This is a genomic window from Nocardioides sp. FY1077 (assembly GCF_058681775.1).
Window position 1 is genome coordinate 499,641 of record NZ_JBZWDB010000001.1, and the last position, 19,730, is coordinate 519,370.

The 19,730-nt window shown below is 69.3% G+C and carries 20 protein-coding genes; 6 read left to right on the forward strand and 14 right to left on the reverse strand.

Going from position 1 to position 19,730, the window contains the following annotated elements:
• Window positions 1-22: 22 nt before the first annotated feature.
• The 13 genes from pntB to AC4OR8_RS02420 form a co-directional block, all read right to left on the reverse strand.
• Window positions 23-1,411, reverse strand: a complete 1,389-nt coding sequence (gene pntB, locus AC4OR8_RS02360) for a Re/Si-specific NAD(P)(+) transhydrogenase subunit beta (RefSeq protein ID WP_492163966.1) — start codon at window positions 1,409-1,411, stop codon at window positions 23-25.
• Window positions 1,412-1,417: 6 nt separating this feature from the next.
• A complete protein-coding gene (locus AC4OR8_RS02365; RefSeq protein WP_492164463.1) occupies window positions 1,418-2,959 on the reverse strand; it encodes a Re/Si-specific NAD(P)(+) transhydrogenase subunit alpha in 1,542 nt (513 codons plus the stop codon).
• A 1-nt stretch (window position 2,960) separates the two neighbouring features.
• The gene (locus AC4OR8_RS02370) at window positions 2,961-3,761 is read right to left on the reverse strand and encodes an enoyl-CoA hydratase/isomerase family protein (protein WP_492163967.1); all 801 of its coding nucleotides are present in this window, start codon (window positions 3,759-3,761) and stop codon (window positions 2,961-2,963) included.
• Entirely contained in the window at window positions 3,754-5,373 is a 1,620-nt protein-coding gene (locus AC4OR8_RS02375) for a class I adenylate-forming enzyme family protein (protein WP_492163968.1), read from the reverse strand. Before AC4OR8_RS02375 ends, AC4OR8_RS02370 begins: the two co-directional genes overlap by 8 nt.
• Before the next feature lie 2 nt (window positions 5,374-5,375).
• Entirely contained in the window at window positions 5,376-6,161 is a 786-nt protein-coding gene (locus AC4OR8_RS02380; RefSeq protein ID WP_492163969.1) for an SDR family oxidoreductase, read from the reverse strand.
• Between the two features lie 82 nt (window positions 6,162-6,243).
• Complete coding sequence (locus AC4OR8_RS02385) at window positions 6,244-7,014, reverse strand: SDR family NAD(P)-dependent oxidoreductase (protein WP_492163970.1); 771 nt, start codon at window positions 7,012-7,014, stop codon at window positions 6,244-6,246.
• A gap of 76 nt (window positions 7,015-7,090) precedes the next feature.
• Window positions 7,091-7,438 carry a carboxymuconolactone decarboxylase family protein gene (locus AC4OR8_RS02390; protein WP_492163971.1) on the reverse strand — a complete coding sequence of 116 codons (348 nt, stop codon included), beginning with the start codon at window positions 7,436-7,438 and terminating at the stop codon, window positions 7,091-7,093.
• Between the two features lie 4 nt (window positions 7,439-7,442).
• Window positions 7,443-8,252 carry an aspartate/glutamate racemase family protein gene (locus tag AC4OR8_RS02395; RefSeq protein ID WP_492163972.1) on the reverse strand — a complete coding sequence of 270 codons (810 nt, stop codon included), beginning with the start codon at window positions 8,250-8,252 and terminating at the stop codon, window positions 7,443-7,445.
• A 24-nt stretch (window positions 8,253-8,276) separates the two neighbouring features.
• Complete coding sequence (locus tag AC4OR8_RS02400; protein ID WP_492163973.1) at window positions 8,277-9,488, reverse strand: acetyl-CoA C-acetyltransferase; 1,212 nt, start codon at window positions 9,486-9,488, stop codon at window positions 8,277-8,279.
• Window positions 9,489-9,505: 17 nt separating this feature from the next.
• Window positions 9,506-10,249 carry an SDR family NAD(P)-dependent oxidoreductase gene (locus AC4OR8_RS02405; protein WP_492163974.1) on the reverse strand — a complete coding sequence of 248 codons (744 nt, stop codon included), beginning with the start codon at window positions 10,247-10,249 and terminating at the stop codon, window positions 9,506-9,508.
• Between the two features lie 296 nt (window positions 10,250-10,545).
• Window positions 10,546-10,968, reverse strand: coding sequence for a universal stress protein (locus tag AC4OR8_RS02410; protein WP_492163975.1), 423 nt, complete (start codon window positions 10,966-10,968; stop codon window positions 10,546-10,548).
• A gap of 190 nt (window positions 10,969-11,158) precedes the next feature.
• Window positions 11,159-11,590, reverse strand: coding sequence for a hypothetical protein (locus tag AC4OR8_RS02415; protein WP_492163976.1), 432 nt, complete (start codon window positions 11,588-11,590; stop codon window positions 11,159-11,161).
• 62 nt (window positions 11,591-11,652) lie between these two features.
• The gene (locus tag AC4OR8_RS02420; protein ID WP_492163977.1) at window positions 11,653-12,849 is read right to left on the reverse strand and encodes an acyl-CoA dehydrogenase family protein; all 1,197 of its coding nucleotides are present in this window, start codon (window positions 12,847-12,849) and stop codon (window positions 11,653-11,655) included.
• 277 nt (window positions 12,850-13,126) lie between these two features.
• On the opposite strand from AC4OR8_RS02420, the gene AC4OR8_RS02425 reads away from it, so the two are divergent.
• The 4 genes from AC4OR8_RS02425 (at window position 13,127) to AC4OR8_RS02440 (ending at window position 16,326) form a co-directional block, all read left to right on the forward strand.
• Window positions 13,127-14,593, forward strand: coding sequence for an aldehyde dehydrogenase family protein (locus AC4OR8_RS02425; RefSeq protein WP_492163978.1), 1,467 nt, complete (start codon window positions 13,127-13,129; stop codon window positions 14,591-14,593).
• 152 nt (window positions 14,594-14,745) lie between these two features.
• Window positions 14,746-15,438, forward strand: coding sequence for a DUF6152 family protein (locus AC4OR8_RS02430; RefSeq protein WP_492163979.1), 693 nt, complete (start codon window positions 14,746-14,748; stop codon window positions 15,436-15,438).
• Entirely contained in the window at window positions 15,435-15,932 is a 498-nt protein-coding gene (locus AC4OR8_RS02435) for a DUF6644 family protein (protein WP_492163980.1), read from the forward strand. The genes AC4OR8_RS02430 and AC4OR8_RS02435 overlap by 4 nt, the downstream gene beginning before the upstream one ends.
• 214 nt (window positions 15,933-16,146) lie before the next feature.
• Window positions 16,147-16,326, forward strand: a complete 180-nt coding sequence (locus AC4OR8_RS02440) for a hypothetical protein (protein WP_492163981.1) — start codon at window positions 16,147-16,149, stop codon at window positions 16,324-16,326.
• A 1,283-nt stretch (window positions 16,327-17,609) separates the two neighbouring features.
• On the opposite strand, the gene AC4OR8_RS02445 is transcribed toward AC4OR8_RS02440, so the two are convergent.
• Window positions 17,610-17,900 (reverse strand): helix-turn-helix domain-containing protein, encoded by a 291-nt coding sequence (locus AC4OR8_RS02445; RefSeq protein ID WP_492163982.1) that lies wholly within the window; start codon window positions 17,898-17,900, stop codon window positions 17,610-17,612.
• Between the two features lie 50 nt (window positions 17,901-17,950).
• Here AC4OR8_RS02445 and AC4OR8_RS02450 point away from each other — a divergent pair, with 50 nt between their 5' ends.
• Together AC4OR8_RS02450 and AC4OR8_RS02455 are read left to right on the forward strand one after the other, a co-directional pair.
• Window positions 17,951-18,484 (forward strand): hypothetical protein, encoded by a 534-nt coding sequence (locus tag AC4OR8_RS02450; RefSeq protein ID WP_492163983.1) that lies wholly within the window; start codon window positions 17,951-17,953, stop codon window positions 18,482-18,484.
• A gap of 10 nt (window positions 18,485-18,494) precedes the next feature.
• A complete protein-coding gene (locus tag AC4OR8_RS02455) occupies window positions 18,495-18,938 on the forward strand; it encodes a hypothetical protein (RefSeq protein ID WP_492163984.1) in 444 nt (147 codons plus the stop codon).
• The last annotated feature ends 792 nt before the right edge of the window (window positions 18,939-19,730 follow it).

Genomic DNA, 19,730 nt, shown 5'->3' on the forward strand with positions numbered 1-19,730 from the left:
AAGGCCGTCTCGAGCCGTGGTCTCACAACGCGTGGAGGATGTCCTCGATCCGTTCCTTGGCGTCGCCGAAGAGCATCTGGCTGTTGTCCCGGAAGAACAACGGGTTCTGCACGCCCGCGTAGCCCAGGGCCATGGACCGCTTGAACACGACGACGTGGCGGGCCTCCCACACCCGGAGCACCGGCATGCCCGCGATCGGCGACGTGGGGTCGTCCATGGCCGCGGGATTCACGGTGTCGTTGGCCCCGATCACGAGCACGACGTCGGTGCCGGCGAGGTCACCGTTCACCTCGTCCATCTCGAGGACGATGTCGTAGGGCAGCTTGGCCTCGGCCAGCAGGACGTTCATGTGACCCGGCAGGCGGCCGGCGACGGGGTGGATGGCGAAGCGCACGTCGGCACCGCGTTCTCGCAGCCGCCTGGTGAGGTCGGCGACCGGGTACTGCGCCTGCGCGACGGCCATGCCGTACCCCGGAGTGATGACGACCGACGACGCGTTCCTGAGCAGCTCCGCCGTCGCGACGGCGTTGATCTCGCGGTGGTCGCCGTAGTCGGCGTCGTCGGGGCCGGACGACGTGGCGCCGAAGCCGCCGGCGATGACGGACAGGAAGGAGCGGTTCATCGCCTGGCACATGATGAAGGACAGGTACGCACCCGAGGAACCGACGAGCGCTCCGACGACGATCAGCAGGTCGTTGCCCAACAGGAAGCCTGACGCTGCCGCCGCCCAGCCCGAGTAGGAGTTGAGCATGGAGACCACGACCGGCATGTCGCCGCCGCCGATCGAGGCCACGAGGTGCCACCCGAGCGCCAGCGCGACCGCGGTGACCGCGACGAGCAGCGTGACGTCCGGGGACGCCACGAAGAGGACGGTCAGGACCAAGAACGCGCCGAGGGCGCCGAGGTTCAAGTAGTTCTTCCCCGGCAGCACCAGTGGCGACGACCTGAGTCGGGCGCTGAGCTTGAGGTAGGCCACGATCGAGCCGGTGAAGGTCACCGCACCGATGAAGACACCGATGAACACCTCGGCGGAGTGGATGCGCTCCAGTGAAGCCGAGGCGAGGTCCGGGTGCCCGAGGTAGCCGTTCCAGCCGACCAGGACGGCGGCGAGACCCACGAACGAGTGGAGCAGGGCGATCAGCTCCGGCATGCCGGTCATCTCCACGACGCGCGCGCGCCACAGTCCGAGGGCCCCACCGACGACCAGGGCCACGACGACCAGCAGGAAGCCCGTGGCATCGGCGTCCTGGACCGCGAAGACGGCGGTGGCGGTGAGGGCGATCGTCATGCCGCTGATCCCGAAGACCACACCCGACCGCGCCGTCTCGTGCCGACTCAACCCGGCGAGGCTGAGGATGAAGAGGAGGGCGCCGACGATGTAGGCGGCGCCCGCTGCGGACTCGGTGGACACCGCTGATCAGTCCTTCGAGAACATGGCGAGCATGCGCCGGGTCACGGCGAAGCCGCCGACGATGTTGACGGAAGCGAGGAGCACGGCGACGAAGGCGAGCGAGCGGACCGCAGCACCTCCGTCGCGCACCTGGAGCATGGCGCCCACGACGATGATCCCGCTGATCGCGTTGGTCACCGACATGAGGGGCGTGTGCAGCGCGGGGGCGACCTTGCCGATGACGTAGTAACCGATGACGACCGACAGCATCAACACCGTGAAGTGCCGGGGCAGCGGGTCAGGGGCGGAGGCGATGACCAGGAAGAAGGCGGTCACACCGACGCCCAGCAGGGACCACCGCTGCCACGCGGGCCTGGGCCCGTGCTCCTCGACGGGCTGTGGCGACGAGCCGGGGGACACAGCGGGGGTCGCGGAGACCCTGACCGGCGGCGGCGGCCAGGTCCGGCGCCCCTCGTGCACCACCGTGACGCCGCGTTGCACCACGTCGTCGAGGTCCAGGACGACTCGGCCGTCCTGGCCCGGAGTCAGCAGCTTCAGCAGGTTGACCAGGTTGTTGCCGTACAGCTGGGATGCCTGGGTGGGCAGGCGGGAGGGGAGGTCGGTGTAACCGAGGATGGTCACCCCGTTGGCGGTCACCACCTTCTCCCCGGCGACCGACCCGGCGACATTGCCGCCATGCGCCGCCGCCATGTCGACGATGACACTGCCGGCCTTCATGGCCGCCACGTCGGTCTCCGTGAGGAGCCGCGGCGCCGCGCGGCCGGGGACGAGCGCCGTCGTGATGACGATGTCCACGTCAGCGGCCTGCGCCGTGTACAGCTCGGCGGCCCGGCGGTCGTAGGCGGCGGTGGTGACCTCGGCGTATCCGTCGGTCGACACCTTCTGCTCCCCCACGACCCGGAGGTACTCCCCCCCGATCGACCTGACCTGGTCGGCCACCTCGGGCCTCGGGTCGGTGGCCCGGACGATCGCGCCAAGGCTCGACGCCGTACCGATGGCCGACAGGCCGGCCACGCCCGCACCGGCGACGAGCACCTTCGCCGGTGGGACCTTGCCCGCGGCCGTGACCTGACCGGTGAAGAAGCGCCCGAACTCGTGCGCCGCCTCGATCACGGCGCGGTAGCCCGCGATGTTCGCCATCGACGACAGCACGTCCATCGACTGCGCGCGGGAGATGCGCGGCACTGCGTCCACGGCGAGCACGGTGAGCCCGCGCTGCGCCAGCTCGTCGACCAGGGGTTCGTTCTGTGCCGGCGCGACCATGCCGACCAGCACCGCGTTGTCGGCCAGCCGGGCGATCTCCGCGGGCGAAGGGGCATTGACCTTGAGGACGACGTCGGCTCCCCACGCTTCGCAGGACGTGGCGATGCCCGCTCCCGCCTCGGTGTAGGCCTGGTCCGAGAAGCCGGCCCGCGCGCCCGCACCGGCCTCGACGACCACGCGGTACCCCAGGCGCACCAGCTGCCTGGCCGTCGTGGGGGTGGAGGCGACCCGCGTCTCACCGGCCACCGACTCGGCCACCACACCGATCAGCTGCGGTGCGCCCACCTCAGGTGCCACTGCGGGCGACGCTGTAGCGCTCCATGACCGTGACGATCCGCTCACGCACCTCAGGCTGGGCGATCAGCTCGATGTTGGCCGCCAGGCTCGCGTCCAACGCCGCGTCGAGCTCCGGCGTCGCAGCGGCCCGGGCGATGCGCTTCACGTGGGCGTACGTCGCCACCGGGCCGCGGGTCATCGACGCCGCGAGCTCCCGAGCGCGCTCGACGACCACGTCGTCGGCGCACACCGAGCTGACCATGCCCAGTGCCAAGGCTTCTGGAGCGGTGAGGAACGCGCCGCTGGCCAGGAGGCGAGCCGCCTCCGCCGGCCCGACGAGCGACGGCAGCAGGTAGGCGCCACCGGCGACCGGCACCATGCCCAGGTTGACGTAGCTCTCGGCGAACCGCGCGCTGGACGAGGCCACCCGCACGTCGCACGCCAGACCGAAGTCCAGTCCTCCGGCCGTGGCGGCCCCGTTGTAGGCGGCCACCACCGGCACCGGGGCGTTCCAGAGCAGTCGGACCGTGCGTTGCACGGCCGGCATCCACGTGTCGGCGAGGTACGCCATGAGCCCGTCGGCGCCGTCGGCGCGGTAGACGTCGTACATCTCACGGACGTCGGCACCGGCGCAGAAGACCTTTCCCGTGCCGGTGAGCACGACTGCCCCGATGCCGTCGGTGTCCGCGAGTTCCGAGACCGCCTCACCCATGCGGGCCACCACGTCAGGGGTGACCGAGTTCCCTCGGTCGGGGCGGTTCAGCCGCACCGTCCCGATCCCGTCGTTGGAGCTGACGACGACGTCATCCACGGATCTTCACCACCTTCGTCACGTTGTCCGGGACGCTCGCCGGGTCCTCGACCCAGCCGCGCACCAGCTTCTTGATGTCACCACGGGCGATCTTCGACTCCCCCGACGCCCGGGGGATCGGAGCGCTGGAGAGGAAGAGATGGCCCGGTCGCTTGAACCCGGCCAGGCGCTCACGCACCCACGCGTCGAGCGCGGCGACCGTGTCCTGGTCGATCTGGGGCACATGGAGGTAGGCAGCCGGCGTCTCGCCCCACCGCTGGTCGGGGACCCCGACCACGACGGCCTCGCGCACCGCGCGGTGGGACTCGAAGGCGCGCTCGATCTCCACGGGCTGGATGTTGGTGCCGCCGGTGATGATTGTCTCGCTCGCCCGACCCACGATGTACAGCCGCCCCGCGTCGTCCACGCGGCCCAGGTCGGAGGTGCGCCACCAGCCGCCGGGGAGCAGCCGCTCGCGGTGCTCGTCCTCGGCGCCGAGCAGGGCGCTCGCCACGCTCGGCGTGCGGATGACCAGCTCGCCGTCGACACCGGCCACCGGGCCGTCGAGCACGACGCCGTCGCGGAGCACGGAGAACTCGACGCCGGGGACGGGGCGGCCGATCGAGGACCACAGCTCCGGACGACCCATCTCGCGGCGGGTGAGCAGTGTCGTGGAGGCGGGTGCCTCGGTCTGTCCCCAGCACTGCACCATGGCGTCGGTGTGCTCGCTCACCAGCTCGAGGGCTTCCAGGGCCGACGGCTCCCCGGCCAGCATCAGGCAGCTCAGGGACGACCCACGGAGCCGCGGCAGCTCGGGAGAGGTGCTCAGGCGACGCAGCATGGTCGGGACCGCGAACATCCAGGTGATGCCCCGCTCGGCGATGGTCCTGATCACGTCGTCGGCGTCGAAGCGCTCCATCACGACGTTCGTGCCACCACACAGCAGGGTGGGCAACACGCTCCAGCCGCCGGCGTAGACCAGGGGCGCGCTCTGCAGGGTGCGCGGGGCGTGCTCCGGGCCGCTGCTGCTCATCACCCAGGTGTTGCCGAGGATGGCCGCACGTGCCCCGCGGTGCGAGACCGCGATGCCCTTGGGGCTGCCGGTCGAGCCCGAGCTGAACCGGATGTGGTACGTGTCGTCGGGTCCCACGGAGGCTTGGACCCGTGTCGGCGCCCCGCCCTCGACCAGGGTCGTGAAGGAGGTCCACCCGTCCCGCGCCCCGATGACGGCCTTGAGCACGTCACCGCCGTCGAGGACCTCATCGAGGGCCGGGGCGGCTGCCTCGTCGGCGACGACCAACCTCACCTCGGCCAAGTCCAGGCACCGGCGCAGCTCCTGGGGCGCGAAACGGTGGTTGAGCGGGACCTTCACCAGGCCCGCCTTGAGCAGCCCGAACTCCAGGACGACGTAGTCGGCGTGGTTCTGGGCGACGTAGGCGACGCGGTCCCCGGGGCGCAGGCCGAGGCCCGTGAACGCGTTGGCCAGTCGGTTCGAGGCGTCGGCGAGCCCGGCGATCGTCAGGCTGCGCTCGCCGTTAGCGTCCTCGACGGCGGTCTCGTGACCGGGACGCCGCTCGACCTGGCTCATCAGCTGGACGACGGTCTGCGCGACCGCCGAGTGGGTGTGGGTCACGATCAGACCTGGCCGAACCCGATCGGCATGGTCGCCAGCGACAGCCCGCCGTCGACCACGATGGTCTGTCCGTTGATCGCCGCCGACCGCGGCGAGACGAGGTACGCCATCACGTCGGCCACCTCGTCGGGGGTGGGGTAGGCGCCCGAGGGGGTCTGCGCGAGCCACTGCTCGGCGTAGTCCTCCCACGCGTCGCCGGCGTAGAAGCGGAACGAGTCGGTGTCGATCGGGCCCGGACACACGCCGACGGCGGTGATGCCCTCCCGGGCGAGCTCGATGGCCAGGTACTTGACGATCGTCTCCATCGCTGCCTTCGCAGCCCCCAGGAGGCCGTGGCCCGGAAGGGCACGGAAGCTGTCCCACCCGCTCACGGCCATCACCCGGCCCCCCTGCGGCATGTGTGGGGTCGAGAGGCGCACGAGGTCGAGGAAGCCCTGGACGGTGAGGCCCATCGTCTTCTCCACGTGGTGCCCGCGGATCTCGGAGAGGGGCTTGAAGGCGCTGGCGGCAGCGTTGGCGACCACCACGTCGATGCGCCCGAAGCGGTCGACCGCCTGCTGGACCAGGGACTCGACGGAGGCGGTCTGTGCCACGTCGGCCTGGACCGCCAGTGCCGAACCGCCCGCGGCCTCGATCTCCGCGACCGCCTCCGCCGCGGCGGCGGCGTCCCGGCGGTAGTTGACGACCACCTGCGCCTGCTCGGCACCCAGCTTGAGGCCGAGGCGCCGACCCATGCCGCGTGACCCGCCGGTGATGACGACGGTCTTGCCCTTCATGTCCATGCTCATGCTGCGTGCTCCGCGTTCTGGGGGTCGGTGGGCTGGTGGCTCGTGACGTCGTGGGCGACCTCGTCGCGATCGGTCAGGTGGTTCATGAGCTCATCGTGAGCCCGCCACCGACACACAGGGTCTGGCCCGTGACGTAGCCGGCGGCGTCGGAAGACATGAACTCGATCGCCGTCGCGATCTCGCTGGGCTCGCCGGCGCGACGCATCGGGATGCCCCGCACGATGCTCGAGAGCAGCTCGTCGCCGCCCTGGCTCTCCAGCAGCGGGGTCCTGGTGACGCCGGGGGCGACCACGTTGACCCGGATGCCGTGGCGGGCCCACTCGCGCGCCAGCGACTTCGCCAAGGTGATGACCCCCGCCTTGGCCGCGGAGTAGACGGTCTCCCCGGAGGTGCCGACCACGCCCGCCTCCGAGCTGGTCAGCACGATGCTGCCGCCACCTCCCTCGCGCATCACGCGGCCTGCCGCTGCGCAGAGGTAGATGCTCGACATCAGGTTGACGTCGATGACCCGCCGCCAGTAGTCGGGTGACTCCTCGAGGAACGGCGTGATGGCGGTCCACCCGACGGTCGACACGACGCGGTCCACCCTGCCGAGGGCAGCGACGCTCTCGTCGAGGAGGCGGTGGCACGCCTCGGCATCGGTCGCGTCCCAGCCGCCGTCGCCCACGGTCGTCACGAGCTCGTGGTCGGCGGCCAGCCTCCTCACGGAGCCCGGGTCGAGGTCCGCAGCGACCGTGCGAACCCCCTTGCTGGCGAGGAGCTCGGCGACCGCTCGGCCGATGCCCGACCCCGCCCCCACCACCAGGGCGGTGCCGGGGCGGGCCGACGCAGCGTCCGTCGTGGCGTCGTTCATGGGTGGTTCCTGTCTGCGGTCGGGGCGTGGTCTGTCGAGCCGGCGTCGTTCCCGGCCCGGGGGCGTGGAGCGCGCGTCACTGGAGGTGGTCGAGCTCGTCGTGGGCCCACGTCAGCGCCTCGACGGCAGGGGCCAGGCCCAGGGTGGTGCCCAGGAGCAGAACGACGACGTGCTCGATCTCGGCCAGGGTCGCCCCGGCCTCGACCGCCCGCGTGCAGTGCACCCTGAAACCGCCTTCGTTCCTGGTGGAGGCGAAGCCGGTGAGCAGCGTGAGCTCGCGCTGCTTCGCGTCGAGCGGGCCGAACGCGTCGGCTGCGACCCGCACACCCCGGAAGGCCGTGGCGACGTCGGGCGCGATCTCGCGCAGCAGGTCGAGGTTGGAGACGAGCGTGTCGTGCTTGCTCAGGGGGTAGTCGGGTCTCACGTGGTCAGTTCCCTTCGGATGGGTGCGCCTCGTCGACGAGGCGCTTCAACGACGGCAGGTGGTAGCCGTCGGCGTACTCGCCACCTGCCTGGTGGATCGCCGACGCTGGCGCTCTCGCGTAGAGGCGACGTCGGCTGACGAACGAGCCCGACTGGCGACGGATGCGGATCGCGGCCTCGGTGGCTGCGACGAGCGAGACCGTTCCGTCGAGCAACGGCGCTCCGTCGACCTCTCGCAGGCCTACCGCGTTGAGGAACGCCGTCAGCCGTCCCCCCGCGGGGACGACGACCTCCGCCCCCTTGTCGAGCGACGCACGCGCGGCGGCGACGAACGAGTCGATGGCGCGGGCGCGACCGGACTCGTCGGAGAAGCAGGCGTCAAGCTCGTGGGGCGTGAGCCCCATGCACTCGATGCTCGCAAGACGGTCGCGCAGCCCGTACTTGGCGACGTTCTCCTCGAAGCGACCTCCGAAGTAGGGGTTGACACCTACCAGCGAGAACGTGCTGCCCATCATGCAGGAGGTGAGCATCGAGGTCTCCCCCAGCCCCAGCACCGGGATGTCGACCATCGACCGCGCCTCCCGGAGTGCGGGATCGAGGATGTTGCCGATCGCCACCGCGTCGTACCCGTCCTGCTCGGCGCCGATCACGGAGTCGAGGATCGAGATCCAGTCCAGGGTCTCGAAGAAGCGGAAGCTGTCGATGCGACCGACCCTGGTGCCCACCAGATCGACCTCGGTGCCAGGCGACTTCACCTGGTCGATGTAGGAACGCAGGAACGGGAAGTAGTTCGGCGAGTACTGCTCACGCGACATGCTCAGGTAGAGGATCCGAGGCACTCAGACCACCCGCTCGAAGATCGCGGCGAGGCCCTGCCCGCCCCCGATGCACATGGTCTCCATGCCGTACCGCACCTCGCGTCGGTCCATCTCACGCAGGAGGTTCGCCAGGATGCGCCCGCCGGTGGCGCCGATGGGGTGCCCCAGCGAGATCCCCGAGCCGTTGACGTTGACCCGCTCGAGGTCGGTCGACGACAGCCCCCACCCTCGGAAGCAGCCCAGCACCTGGGCGGCGAAGGCCTCGTTGAGCTCGATGAGGTCCATGTCGGACCAGGTGAGCCCTGCGCGCTCCAGGGCGCGGTGGGCAGCCGGGACCGGGCCCAGCCCCATGCGGTCCGGCTCGACGCCCGCGAGGGACCAGCTGACGAGGCGGGCGAGGGGGCGCAGCCCCAGAGCCGCCGCCTTGGCGGGAGTGGTCACGACGGCGACCGCGGCGGCGTCGTTCTGCCCGCTCGAGTTCCCGGCGGTGACCGTGGCGCCGGTGAGCGTGTCCCCCAGGATCGGCCTGAGGCGGGCCAGGCTCTCGACGGTGGTGCCAGGGCGGGGGTGCTCGTCACGCGTGACGACCACCGGGTCGCCCTTGCGCCGGGGGACCGACACGGGGATGGTCTCGTCGTCGAAGCGTCCGGCTTCCATCGCTGCGACTGCTCGAGCGTGGGAGCGCACGGCCCACTCGTCCTGCTCCTCGCGGGTGATGCCGTGATCCCGCCCGACGTTCTCCGCCGTCTCGATCATCCCTCCCGGGACGGGGTAGCGCCAGCCACCGGAGTTCGTCCGGGGCTGCGCGAGGCGGTCCCGCAGGAAGGGGACACCCCCGGAGTTCCACCGCATGTCCGGCACGTAGTACTCGGCCTGGCTCATGCTCTCGGCACCTCCTGCCAGGACGAGGTCGGACCCACCTGTCGCGACCTGCATGCAGGCGTAGAGGACGGCCTGCAGGCCCGAGCCGCAGCGGCGGTCGATCTGCAGACCCGGCACCGTGACGTCGAGCCCGGCGTCCAGCGCGGCGATGCGCCCGAGAGCGGCGGCCTCCCCGTTGGCGTAGCCCTGGCCGAAGATGACGTCGTCGACGTCGTCGGCGGCGAGGCCCGTGCGGTCGACGAGCCCCTTCACGACGGTCGCCGCCAACGTGGTCACGGCGACGTCCTTGAAGATGCCCCCGTAACGCCCCACCGGCGTGCGCACCGGCTCGCAGATCACTGCTTGTGTCATGCCGTTCACTCCCATTCTCAGACGCTCGACTCTCCGCCGTCGACGGCGATCGTTTGACCTGTCAGGAAGTCGGGCGCATCGAGCGCCAGGTAGCCCACGATGTTGGCCAGCTCCTGGGGGGTCCCCATCCGGTGCGCGGGGATGCGCCGCAGGACCTTCGCCATCGCGACCCCGTTCTCCCGCAGTTCGGCGTTGATGTCGGTCGCGAAGTAGCCCGGGGCCACGGCGTTCATCTGGGCGCCGAAGCGAGCCCATTCGGAGGCGACGGAGCGGGTGAAGTTGACGACCGCGCCCTTCGAGGCGCAGTAGGCCGAGAAACCCGGGCGGCCCAGCAGGCCGAACACCGATGCCACGTTGACCGCCCGCCCTGAGCCCTGCTGCTCGAAGTGGCGGCCGGCTTCACGGCTGCACAGGAACGTGCCCCGCACGTTGGTGTCGAAGATCCGGTCCCACTCGACCTCGTCGAGATCGGTCAGGTTCTCCTGGGTCGCAATGCCCGCGTTGTTCACGAGCACGTCGACGCGCCCGAACGTGCTCAGTGTGGTGGCGAACAGCTCGCCGACCGCTCCGGCGTCGGTGACGTCTGTGGCGTGGACCAGAACGGTCCCCCCGCCGGCCTCGATGAGGCCGCGCACCTGGTGGAGCGGCTCCACCGAGCGTCCGGCCAGCACGACCCGAGCACCCCTCGCCGCGAGGTCCAGGGCCATGGCCTCGCCGAGCCCACGACCGCCGCCGGTCACTACTGCCACCTGATCAGACATGGTCTGTAATATGTCTGACATCTTGCACCGTAGTCAAGAGTTGATCGTCAGTGGCACTCGACCGGTGACGGCAGGTCGCGAGGAGCAGCGTCGGGGCGACCACGACCCGCGATCACGACCGACGGCCATGGCCGTACGTACGCCCGTCGTCCTGGCGCTCCGCGTCAGGCAGGAGCCGGTGGTGACAGGTCAGACCGAGCACCGCCGGCCCGCACGCTCTTGCGGACACGTGCGGACGACTCGACGGGCGTTGACGGCTGTCGCCGACGCCGTGACGCGCACCGGCCCAGCGCCGGTCAGACCGTCTTGACGATGTGGACGTCGCAGGGCGCATGGGCCGCGACCCCGCTCGCGACGCTGCCGAGGATGCGACCGAACCCCTGCGTGCGCCGGTTGCCGACGACGATCAACCGCGCTTCGAGCCGCTCGGCCTCCTCCACCAGCGCCACGGCGGGCTTTCCCTGAAGGGGGCTGCTGGTGATGTCAGCCACCACGGCGCTCAGCTCGCGGGCCACCTCGGCAGCGATGGACTCGGCCACCTCGCCTGAGGTCACCTGGGTTGATCCCGGGCGGTTGGGGAACTCCTCGACGGTCACCTTGTCAGCAGCCGTCAACACGTGGAGGGAGGCCCCCATCATCGCGGCCAACTCGGCCGCCCGGCGGGCCGCCTTGAGCGAGGAAGCACTGCCGTCGACGCCGACAACGACGATGTTGGCCATGGGTGTGCCTCCTGGGTCTGCTGCGTCTGGGTCTTCCGGCTCATGACAACACATTGCTCCAGGCGTGACAAGTGTTTGATGTTTTGCCGGTTGTCAGTCGACCTACCGCCGATGCAGCAGTTGCGCCCCGTGGGTGCCCGCGTGCGCCTCTGACCTCCTGGGGCGTGACGCCCGGCGGAGGCGGCGGCGGTCAGCCGGCGCGGAAAGCGGGTCCAGGCCCGGTGGCCCGGAGCCGGATGCTCTCGGCACACACCGGGCAGGATCCCGCTGCTCCACCCACGAAAGGACGATCCCAGAACTTCGGCCACCCGGTGGCCTGCACACCGCAGATGGTCACGTCGGTACCGAAGGTCTTCGCGTGCATGAGGCTCCCCGGCACGCGGACCGTCTGCCAACCGTCGAGCTCCTGCGAGAAACCCAGCGACGTCACGAACCACTGGTGGACGTGAACGCCGCCGTCGCTCGGCACCGGCTGCGACCCTGCGCGGGATGACGCGCGGTCCGGTGCCGGCCGCTCACCTTCCGACCCCGGGGCACGGCGCGACCCGGCCGCGGGACCGAGCGCCGGCGCCGCTGCGTCACGCGGCTTCAGCATCGCGAGCACGAACTCTTCATTCACCATTCAGCAGACCGCCTTCGTCGCCACCTCGAGCACACCACGACCACCCGTCCCGGTGCCGCGCATCAGGCCCTGAGCCGGTAGTCCTTCAGCAGGGAGCGGCCGATGATCATCTTCTGGATGTCGGCGGTGCCCTCCCCGATCAGCAGGAACGCCGCCTCGCGGTAGAGCCGCTCGATCTCGTACTCCTTGGAGTACCCGTACCCGCCGTGGATGCGGAACGAGGCCTCCACGACCTCGTTGCAGTACTCCGCGGCCAGGTACTTCGCCATCCCGGCCTCGACGTCGTTGCGCTGGCCCTTGTCCTTCAGGCGCGCCGACTTCACCATCATCGCGTGGGCGGTCTCCACCTTGGTGGCCATCTCGGCGAGGCGGAACAGGATGGCCTGGTGCTGGGCGATCGGCTTGCCGAAGGTCTCGCGCTGCTGGGCGTAGGCGATGCCGAGCTCGAAGGCGCGGTTGGCGACGCCGGTGGCGCGGGCCGCGACGTTGACCCGGCCCACCTCGACGCCGTCCATCATCTGGTAGAAGCCCTTGCCGGGCTCCCCGCCCAGCACCTGGTCGGCCGAGATGCGGTGGCCCTCGAGCACCATCTCGGTGGTGTCGACGCCCTTGTAGCCCATCTTGTCGATCTTGCCGGGGATGGTGACGCCCTGGGCGGTCTCCCCGAAGCCCGCCTCCTTCTCGATCAGGAACGTCGACATGTTCTTGTAGACCGACTCCGCGCCCTCGTCGGTGCGCACCAGCACCGCCACGAGGTTGGACGACCCGCCGTTGGTCAGCCACATCTTCTGGCCGGTGATCTCGTAGCCGTCGTCGGTGCGCACGGCCTTGGTCTTGATCGCCGCGACGTCGGAGCCGAGCCCGGGCTCGGACATCGAGAACGACCCGCGGACCTCGCCGGTGGCCATCCGCGGCAGGTACTTCTGCTTCTGCGCCTCCGTGCCGTGGTGCATCAGCATGTAGGCCACGATGAAGTGGGTGTTGATGACGCCGGAGACGCTCATCCAGCCGCGCGCGATCTCCTCGACCACCAACGCGTAGGTCAGCAGCGACTCCCCCAGCCCGCCGTACTCCTCGGGGATCATCAGCCCGAAGACGCCGAGCTCCTTGAGACCCTCGACGATCTCGGTGGGGTACTCGTCGGCGTGCTCGAGCTCGGTGGCGACCGGGAGGATCTCCGACTCGACGAACGCGCGGACCGCCTTCAAGATCTCGGACTGGTCCTCGGTGAGTCCCTCGGTCTCGCACAGGCGGGCCATGCCGCTCCTCTCGTTTCGCGGCGCCGTGGTGTCACGATCTCGGAAGAGACGCTGGACCACACACCGGTGCTGGTAAACGTCGGACAGTTTAGATCAATTGTCGCAAATGTACATAGCGGCCGCAGGGCAGCGCAGTCTCGGGACGAGGCCGGCGCCTGCCCGCCGGGGCGGTTCGGAACGCCGGCCTACCGCCGCATTGACAGTACCTGCGACTGTTTATAGTCTGACATTTGCACTCCGGCACCACACCGCTCATACCGCTCAATGGAGGCAGACCGTGGAGCAGTTCGGACAGCTCTATATCGACGGCCGATGGGTCGCACCCGACCACAGCGACGGGATGCGCGTCCTCGTCGATCCCACCTCGGAGGAGCCGTGGGCGGAGGTCGTCACCGGAGGCGGGGTGGACGACGTGGACCGTGCGGTCGCCGCCGCCAGACGGGCCTTCCCTGCCTTCTCCCGGACCTCGGTCGAGGAGCGCATGCAGCTGATCGACGCCATCATCGCCGCTTACGAGCGCCGCGAGCCGGACTTGGCCCAGCTGATCGCGCGCGAGGTGGGCGTACCCGTGTCGTTCAAGGCGCAGGTCACGGGTCCTGCCGGCCACATGAGGGTCGCGCGCGACCTGATCCGCACCTACGCCTTCGAGCGCCGGATGGGTGACACCGTGGTCCGGCGCGAGCCGATCGGCGTCTGCGCCCTGATCTCCCCGTGGAACTGGCCGATCCAGACGTCGGTCATCAAGGCGATCTACGCGATCGCCGCTGGCTGCACGATGGTGTTGAAGCCCTCCGATGCGTCGCCGGCCTCAGGTGTCGCCCTCGCGGAGGTGATGCACGAGGCGGGCACCCCACCGGGCGTCTTCAACCTGGTCATCGGCCGTGGCAGCGTCGTCGGCGACGCCCTGTCCCGTCATTCTGACGTGGACCTGGTCTCGTTCACCGGCTCGACGACGGCGGGCGTCACAGTAGGCCGATCGGCCGCGCAGACGGTCAAACGCGTCTGCCTCGAGCTGGGTGGCAAGTCGGCCAACATCGTGCTGGCCGACGCAGACCTCGAGAAGGCGGCGCGCTGGAACATCCAGCGCGGCTTCTCCAACACCGGCCAGTCCTGCCACGCCCCCAGTCGACTCCTGGTCCACGAGAGCCAGGTCGAGACCCTCCTCCCCTTCCTCGTGGACGAGATCGACAAGATGCGAGTAGGCGACCCGCGCGACCCGGCCACGACCCACGGCCCGCTGATCCACGCGCAGCAGTACGACAGCGTCCAGGCGCACATCGCCACTGGCATCAGCGAAGGTGCCCGACTCGTCACGGGGGGAACGGGCCGCATCGACGGCTTCGAACGCGGCTTCTTCTGCAAGCCGACCGTGCTGGCGGACGTGACACGTGACATGACCCTGGCCAAGGAGGAGATCTTCGGCCCTGTCCTGGTGGTCATGCCCTACCGGTCCGGGGACGAGGCGCTGGACATCGCCAACGACTCCATCTTCGGCTTGGGCGGCTACGTCTTCGGCGAGGACCGCAAGCGCGCCTACGAGTTCTCGTGCGGGTTGAAGGCCGGCAGAGTCTCCTACAACGGCGCCAACACCAACTCCGTCGCTCCGATGGGCGGGTACAAGCAATCGGGGGTCGGGCGGTCGATGGGCGTGTTCGGTCTCGAGGAGTACCTCGAGGTCAAGTCGGTGTTCGGCTTCGAGGACGAGGCGCAGGCGCTTCCTGCCTTCGTCGACGGGGCCCCCTGATCCACTGGTGCCCAGGCGTCGCCGCGCAGGTCGCGCCGCGTGCACCCGAGTAGGGGGCACTGTCAGTACACCTCTCGGCAGGGACTCCCCGGCGGGATCGACGTGGCGTGTCATTGCAGGAGCCACCCCGTTCCCGAAAGGACCGACGTCCCTTGCACCTCGTCTCCGTCGCCGCCCGCTCCTCCCGGACCCGCCGAGTGGGGCCGGCCGCTGCAACCGCTGGCCTGCTGAGCGCGCTGGCCGTGTTCTGGCCCGGTGTCGCACGGGCCCATCACGGGTTCGACGACTTCGACACCACTCGCCTCCAGTACATCGCGGGAACCGTCTCGCAGGTGCGTTGGGGCGAGCCGCACTCCTACTTCACCGTGACGATCGACAGAGACCTCCCCGCTGACAGCCCTGAGCGGGAGCTGCCTGACGGGTTGCAGGATCCCGTCGACAGCGACCCGATCAACGCCGCGGCGTCCTACGACGGCTCGCACGACGACCTGGAGGTCACCATCGCGCCGCCGACCTTCACGTCGATGTGGGGCCTCGACCGGGAGCTGGACGAGGGGGAGCGCGTCGAGGCGGTCGGCTACGTCGGCGCGAGCCACGACGACGAGTTCCGTCCCGTCGTGTTCTGGGTGGAGGACGGTCGACCCGTCAACCAGGTGCTCAACGAGGAGCTGCCAGTCACCCCGGCCCTGCCCGCCTTTCCCGGCGAGAGCGTGGACGGTCAGGCGGCCGCGACGAGCTCCGGCGGAACCTCGTCTGCTGCGGTATGGGTCGGTCTCGGGGCAGCGCTGGTGGCCGTCGTCGGGGGCGGCGCCGCATACCTGCGCGCCAGCTCGCGACGAACGTGAGGACCTTCGTCCTGGACGCCGTCCTCTCCTGGCTCGAGGAGAGTGGGTTCGCCGAGGCCGTCCGTGGCACGGCCTACCTGTACCCGGTCCTCGAGAGCGTCCACATCGTCGGCATCGCGCTGCTGGTCGGTGCAGCCGCGGCGTTCGACCTGCGACTGCTGGGTCTGGGCCGGCGGACGCTCCGGGTGACGACGGCAGCCGACTACCTGCTCCCACTGTCCCGCGTCGGCTTCGTGGTCGTGGCGATCAGCGGCGCGGCGATGTTTGTTCCTGGGGCGACACTCATCGCGGATCGCGGCAGTGCGCCGTGGAAGCTCGGCCTGATCTTGGTGGCAGGTCTGAACATCCTGGTGTTCCACCGGTACACCTACCGCGGCGTGGCCGGTTGGGACATCAGCCGGCCGACGCCTGTCCCGGCCCGGCTCGCCGCAGTCCTGTCCCTGGTCTCGTGGTCGGCTGTCACGCTGACAGGGAGGCTGCTGGCCTACACCTGACCGACCTCGTCGCTGGTGCGGCCGACGTGTCCGGTGCGGCGATCGGGTCGCGGCGGCTGCGTCCTGCTCGACCGGCCCAGGTGCTCAGCCGAGAGCACCACATCGTGAGGTCGCGTCCTGGGGTGGTCCGCCGGACCACGGTCCAGCTCGCCCTTCCCGGAGGACCCCGCACCGCCTTCACTGGCAGGGAACCCGATAGTTGAGAGGAACCGACATGACTGACCACACCATCGTCCTGAACAACGGGGTGAAGATCCCGGCTCTGGGTCTCGGAGTGCTCCAGAGCGAGGGCGCTGAGGCGACGGAGGCGGTGTCGACGGCGTTGCGCACCGGCTACCGCCTCATTGACACCGAGGACGCTGACGGCCTGACTCAGCAACCCGCGCGCTGGTGACGGCGGGACCGCTACCACCTGATACCGGGCAGGACGACTCCCCTGCTAGGCCCTGGCAGTCGCGCGCGACGCGGCAGCGCCGAGCACCGTTGGCGCGGAGGTTCCTACTCTGGGCACAGGGTGGCCGGATCCGTCATCGGTGACGCCGGTGCCGTTGTGCCCCACGAGCTCACCGCGGTCCACCACATCGAGCTACGCACGTCACGCCGTGGCTACCGCACCCCGGTCCGCCATTGTGCGGCGGTCAGGTCAACGCGACTGCTCTACTCCCGGCGACGCTCCGTGCCACCGGGAACAGGACGCGGAGCGACCCCGCGCGCGTGAGCGTGGACGGGCTCTCGGTGATGGACCACTTCGGGCTCGAGGACGCCCTGGAGCGCGGTGATCTCGATGGCGGTCGCCTCCTACTTCTCGGCGCACACGTCGGGCACCGATACCGGGCGTCCGCCCTGCCCGCCGAGGGCGGTACGGACGTGGCGACGGCGCAGCGCATAGTACCGCGCTTTGGGGGTCCTGCTTGGCTCGGCTGACCACGACAACCGGACGTGCAGGTCGGGGCGCCCCGACCTGCACGGACCCGCATCGCCGTCGTGACCACCCCCGCTTGCCGACATGCAGCCGGCCCCTACGAACGTTCCGAACACGCCGACGCCTAGCCTGGTACGGCTCTTATCGTCCTGGTGGACCCAACTAGCCCCCCTTGTCGTCCTCCCCGGCGGGGTCGTTGTCGTAGTGCAGGTCGTGGGCACAGGTGCTGCGGTCGTCAGGGTGCACGATGCTTCCGTGGCGAGCTCGACCTGCTGAGCACCGACGGGTCTCCTGCACCGCCCTGGTCCTTCGCGCGCCGGGGTGTTACCTGAGTGTCAAACAGCTGCGCGATGCCGTCGCCACCAGCGCCGAGCTCCGATGCCTGGTGATGCGAGCCGTTCTCGTGCGCCGCGCGACCTGGTTCGAGCTCAGCGCGGACCTGCGGATTCCCGGGTGGTGTGACTCCCCTGATCCCCGTCGCTGCAGGACTGGGCGGCGGCGCACCGGCTCGGCAAGTTGATGACGGTAGGGGTTGTGCTTCTCGACCCGTCGGCCTCATCGGCTTCGGCAGCAAGCACAGGAAGATCACGCCCAGTCCGCCTAGGCTCCGGACAGCGCACCCGCCGGCACGTGGCCACTCGCGACCCATCTCAGTTGGTGCCCGGATGGCGACGGGTGGCCGGCCCTCACGACCCGCAGGTTGCCAGCCGACGCATCGACGTGACTTGGCGTTGTGAGCAGCTTGCGGCTCGATGTCATACATCGGCGTCGTCGATCATCGATGCCGCGGCCAACAGCTGGCCGGCGTTCACGCCAAGTTCGCCGCACAGCGCAAGCACGACCCTAACTGTTGGGTTCGTAGCTCTCCCGCCGTTGCCGCGACCCCGCTCCAGCTGCTGCATGTATGTGCGGGTCACGCCCACTTGGTGGGCTAGCTGTTCTTGGCTCAAGCCCTGAATCAGCCGCAGCCGCTGAATCTCGATACCAAGATTGCGTGTCCGGGTCGCCCACGCATCATCGTCTGATCTCGGCACAGCCAAGACCATCGAGCTGGGACCGTCTCGAGTCAGCACACAATAGTTGGCATACTTTAGTTGTGAGCCACTCTCAGACCCCCTACACCGTGAACGTCGCCTTGGCAGCGCGGCGCTGGCGCATCGCCGTCACCGACGCCGACGCCGAGGAGGCGACTGCCGAAGGGATAGTGGACCGGCTCGACCAGATTCGCGACGCAGCCCGCGACCTGCTCGGCCTCCCGCCGGCACCGCCCGTCGAACTTGATCTCTGGTTCACCCGAGATCGAAGCCCACTATCGATGGGTGGTGAAACACAGCTGCTGCGTCAGCGGACCTCTGACGACGGCGCCACCACCCTGCTGATCACCAAGGACCACGACGATCCCCGGAACACGATCGCGGTTCACGTCGTGACCGAAGTCCCCCACAAGGAGCCAGTGGTTTCCACCGTGACCATGACACGAGGAACGACTCGATGGCTCGCCGACGGCCTTCAAGACGCTGAGCAGACCCAAGCGATGATCGAGGCGCTGGGGGCGGCATCTCATTCCCAGGTTCAGCTTGGCGGCCGGCCGTGGCTCGTGTCTGTACCCGGTGGATCAGGGCAGGTCTAGGGCCATAGCGATGTCGCGGAACAGCAGCTGGGTCAGCTACTCCGACCCCAACAAGTGGACGCTGCATCGCCCAAACGATCCAGACAAGACCTACGACAGCCTCACCGCGCTCGCAGCGGTTGTCGCCCACCCGGTAGCAGAACTGACCCCGTTCGGAGAGATCGTGGCTCAGTGCCCAGGGGTGCTGCTGCCCGGCGGCGGAAGCACACCCATCTCACCCGATGGGGACGCCTGGTTCATCACTGCATCGTCGTTCATCGACGGAAGAGAGGAGATCGCACTCACTCGCGAGATCGAAGACGAGTACAACTCGGTGGACCTCCACTATCTGGCGCCTCGCCCCGACGCTGTACCCGACGTAACCTCTGTGCGCTTGCACCCAGATCAGGTCCGGTTCTTGAGGCGACTGACCCTTGTCGCGCAGCTGGTCCAGCGCTCCCCAGACACACCCTGAGTCGCCCCGGCAGCATGATGCACGCAAGCTGTGCCACCGTGGTGCCACTGCCTTCTTATAGAGCCGATCTGACCACTTGCCTCGTGAGGCATGCGGGTCCGTTTTGATCAATCCACCTTCAGCCCGCGCGGAGACTGCTCTAACAGCCCTGGCCCAGCATCGGCGCCGCAGTTCCTGAGCAGGTCCTCGATGTCAGCGATCAGCACAACTGTGGCCCCTGCACTGATTTTGCTGGTACGGAGCCGGCCTTCACGCACCAACTTGTAGGTTGTGGACCGGCCCCACGGGGCAAACTCATGCACCCTGTTCACCCTGACGGCAATGGGTCGGTACTCCTGAACAACGCTTCCGGGCATGGCGTGGCCTCCTAGTCGAGTTTGGGGCGAAGCAGGCACCCGCGCGCTTCGGAAGCGTTGCCCGCACCTGAGGTCCCGGGCCCGCTTCTACTCCTCTAAGGCCCCGCGCAGCCCAAAAGTTACGGTCGAAGGCCGGACGGGATTATGTGCCCGGTGAACGTTTCTGCAACGGCGCTGGAGCGCGGTTGGCGGGTGCCGCGCGGTTGCGCCCACTGCCAGACTCACACGTCGCCGCGGACAGCCGCGACCTAGGTCGTCCTCGGGAGCTCAGAAGGTCTGAACGGTTTCCCCTTCGTCGTCATCCAAGAGTGCGTAGCGGGCCGCTGCGTTACGAACTCCGACAGCAGCACCCTGGGCAAGGTCAACTAGCCGTTCACACCACCGGGTTGAGGTGCATCGTGCGTCGGGTCTGAGGAGTGGGCCGTGTCAACCAGAG

Coding starts and splice junctions, on each gene's coding strand:
- AC4OR8_RS02380 (WP_492163969.1), bottom strand. CDS start 6,161: ATGAGCATGGACATGAAGGGCAAGACCGTCGTCATCACCGGCGGGTCA.
- AC4OR8_RS02385 (WP_492163970.1), bottom strand. CDS start 7,014: ATGAACGACGCCACGACGGACGCTGCGTCGGCCCGCCCCGGCACCGCC.
- AC4OR8_RS02395 (WP_492163972.1), bottom strand. CDS start 8,252: ATGTCGCGTGAGCAGTACTCGCCGAACTACTTCCCGTTCCTGCGTTCC.
- AC4OR8_RS02400 (WP_492163973.1), bottom strand. CDS start 9,488: ATGACACAAGCAGTGATCTGCGAGCCGGTGCGCACGCCGGTGGGGCGT.
- AC4OR8_RS02405 (WP_492163974.1), bottom strand. CDS start 10,249: ATGTCTGATCAGGTGGCAGTAGTGACCGGCGGCGGTCGTGGGCTCGGC.
- AC4OR8_RS02410 (WP_492163975.1), bottom strand. CDS start 10,968: ATGGCCAACATCGTCGTTGTCGGCGTCGACGGCAGTGCTTCCTCGCTC.
- AC4OR8_RS02415 (WP_492163976.1), bottom strand. CDS start 11,590: ATGGTGAATGAAGAGTTCGTGCTCGCGATGCTGAAGCCGCGTGACGCA.
- AC4OR8_RS02420 (WP_492163977.1), bottom strand. CDS start 12,849: ATGGCCCGCCTGTGCGAGACCGAGGGACTCACCGAGGACCAGTCCGAG.
- AC4OR8_RS02440 (WP_492163981.1), top strand. CDS start 16,147: ATGACTGACCACACCATCGTCCTGAACAACGGGGTGAAGATCCCGGCT.
- AC4OR8_RS02445 (WP_492163982.1), bottom strand. CDS start 17,900: ATGGTCTTGGCTGTGCCGAGATCAGACGATGATGCGTGGGCGACCCGG.
- AC4OR8_RS02455 (WP_492163984.1), top strand. CDS start 18,495: ATGTCGCGGAACAGCAGCTGGGTCAGCTACTCCGACCCCAACAAGTGG.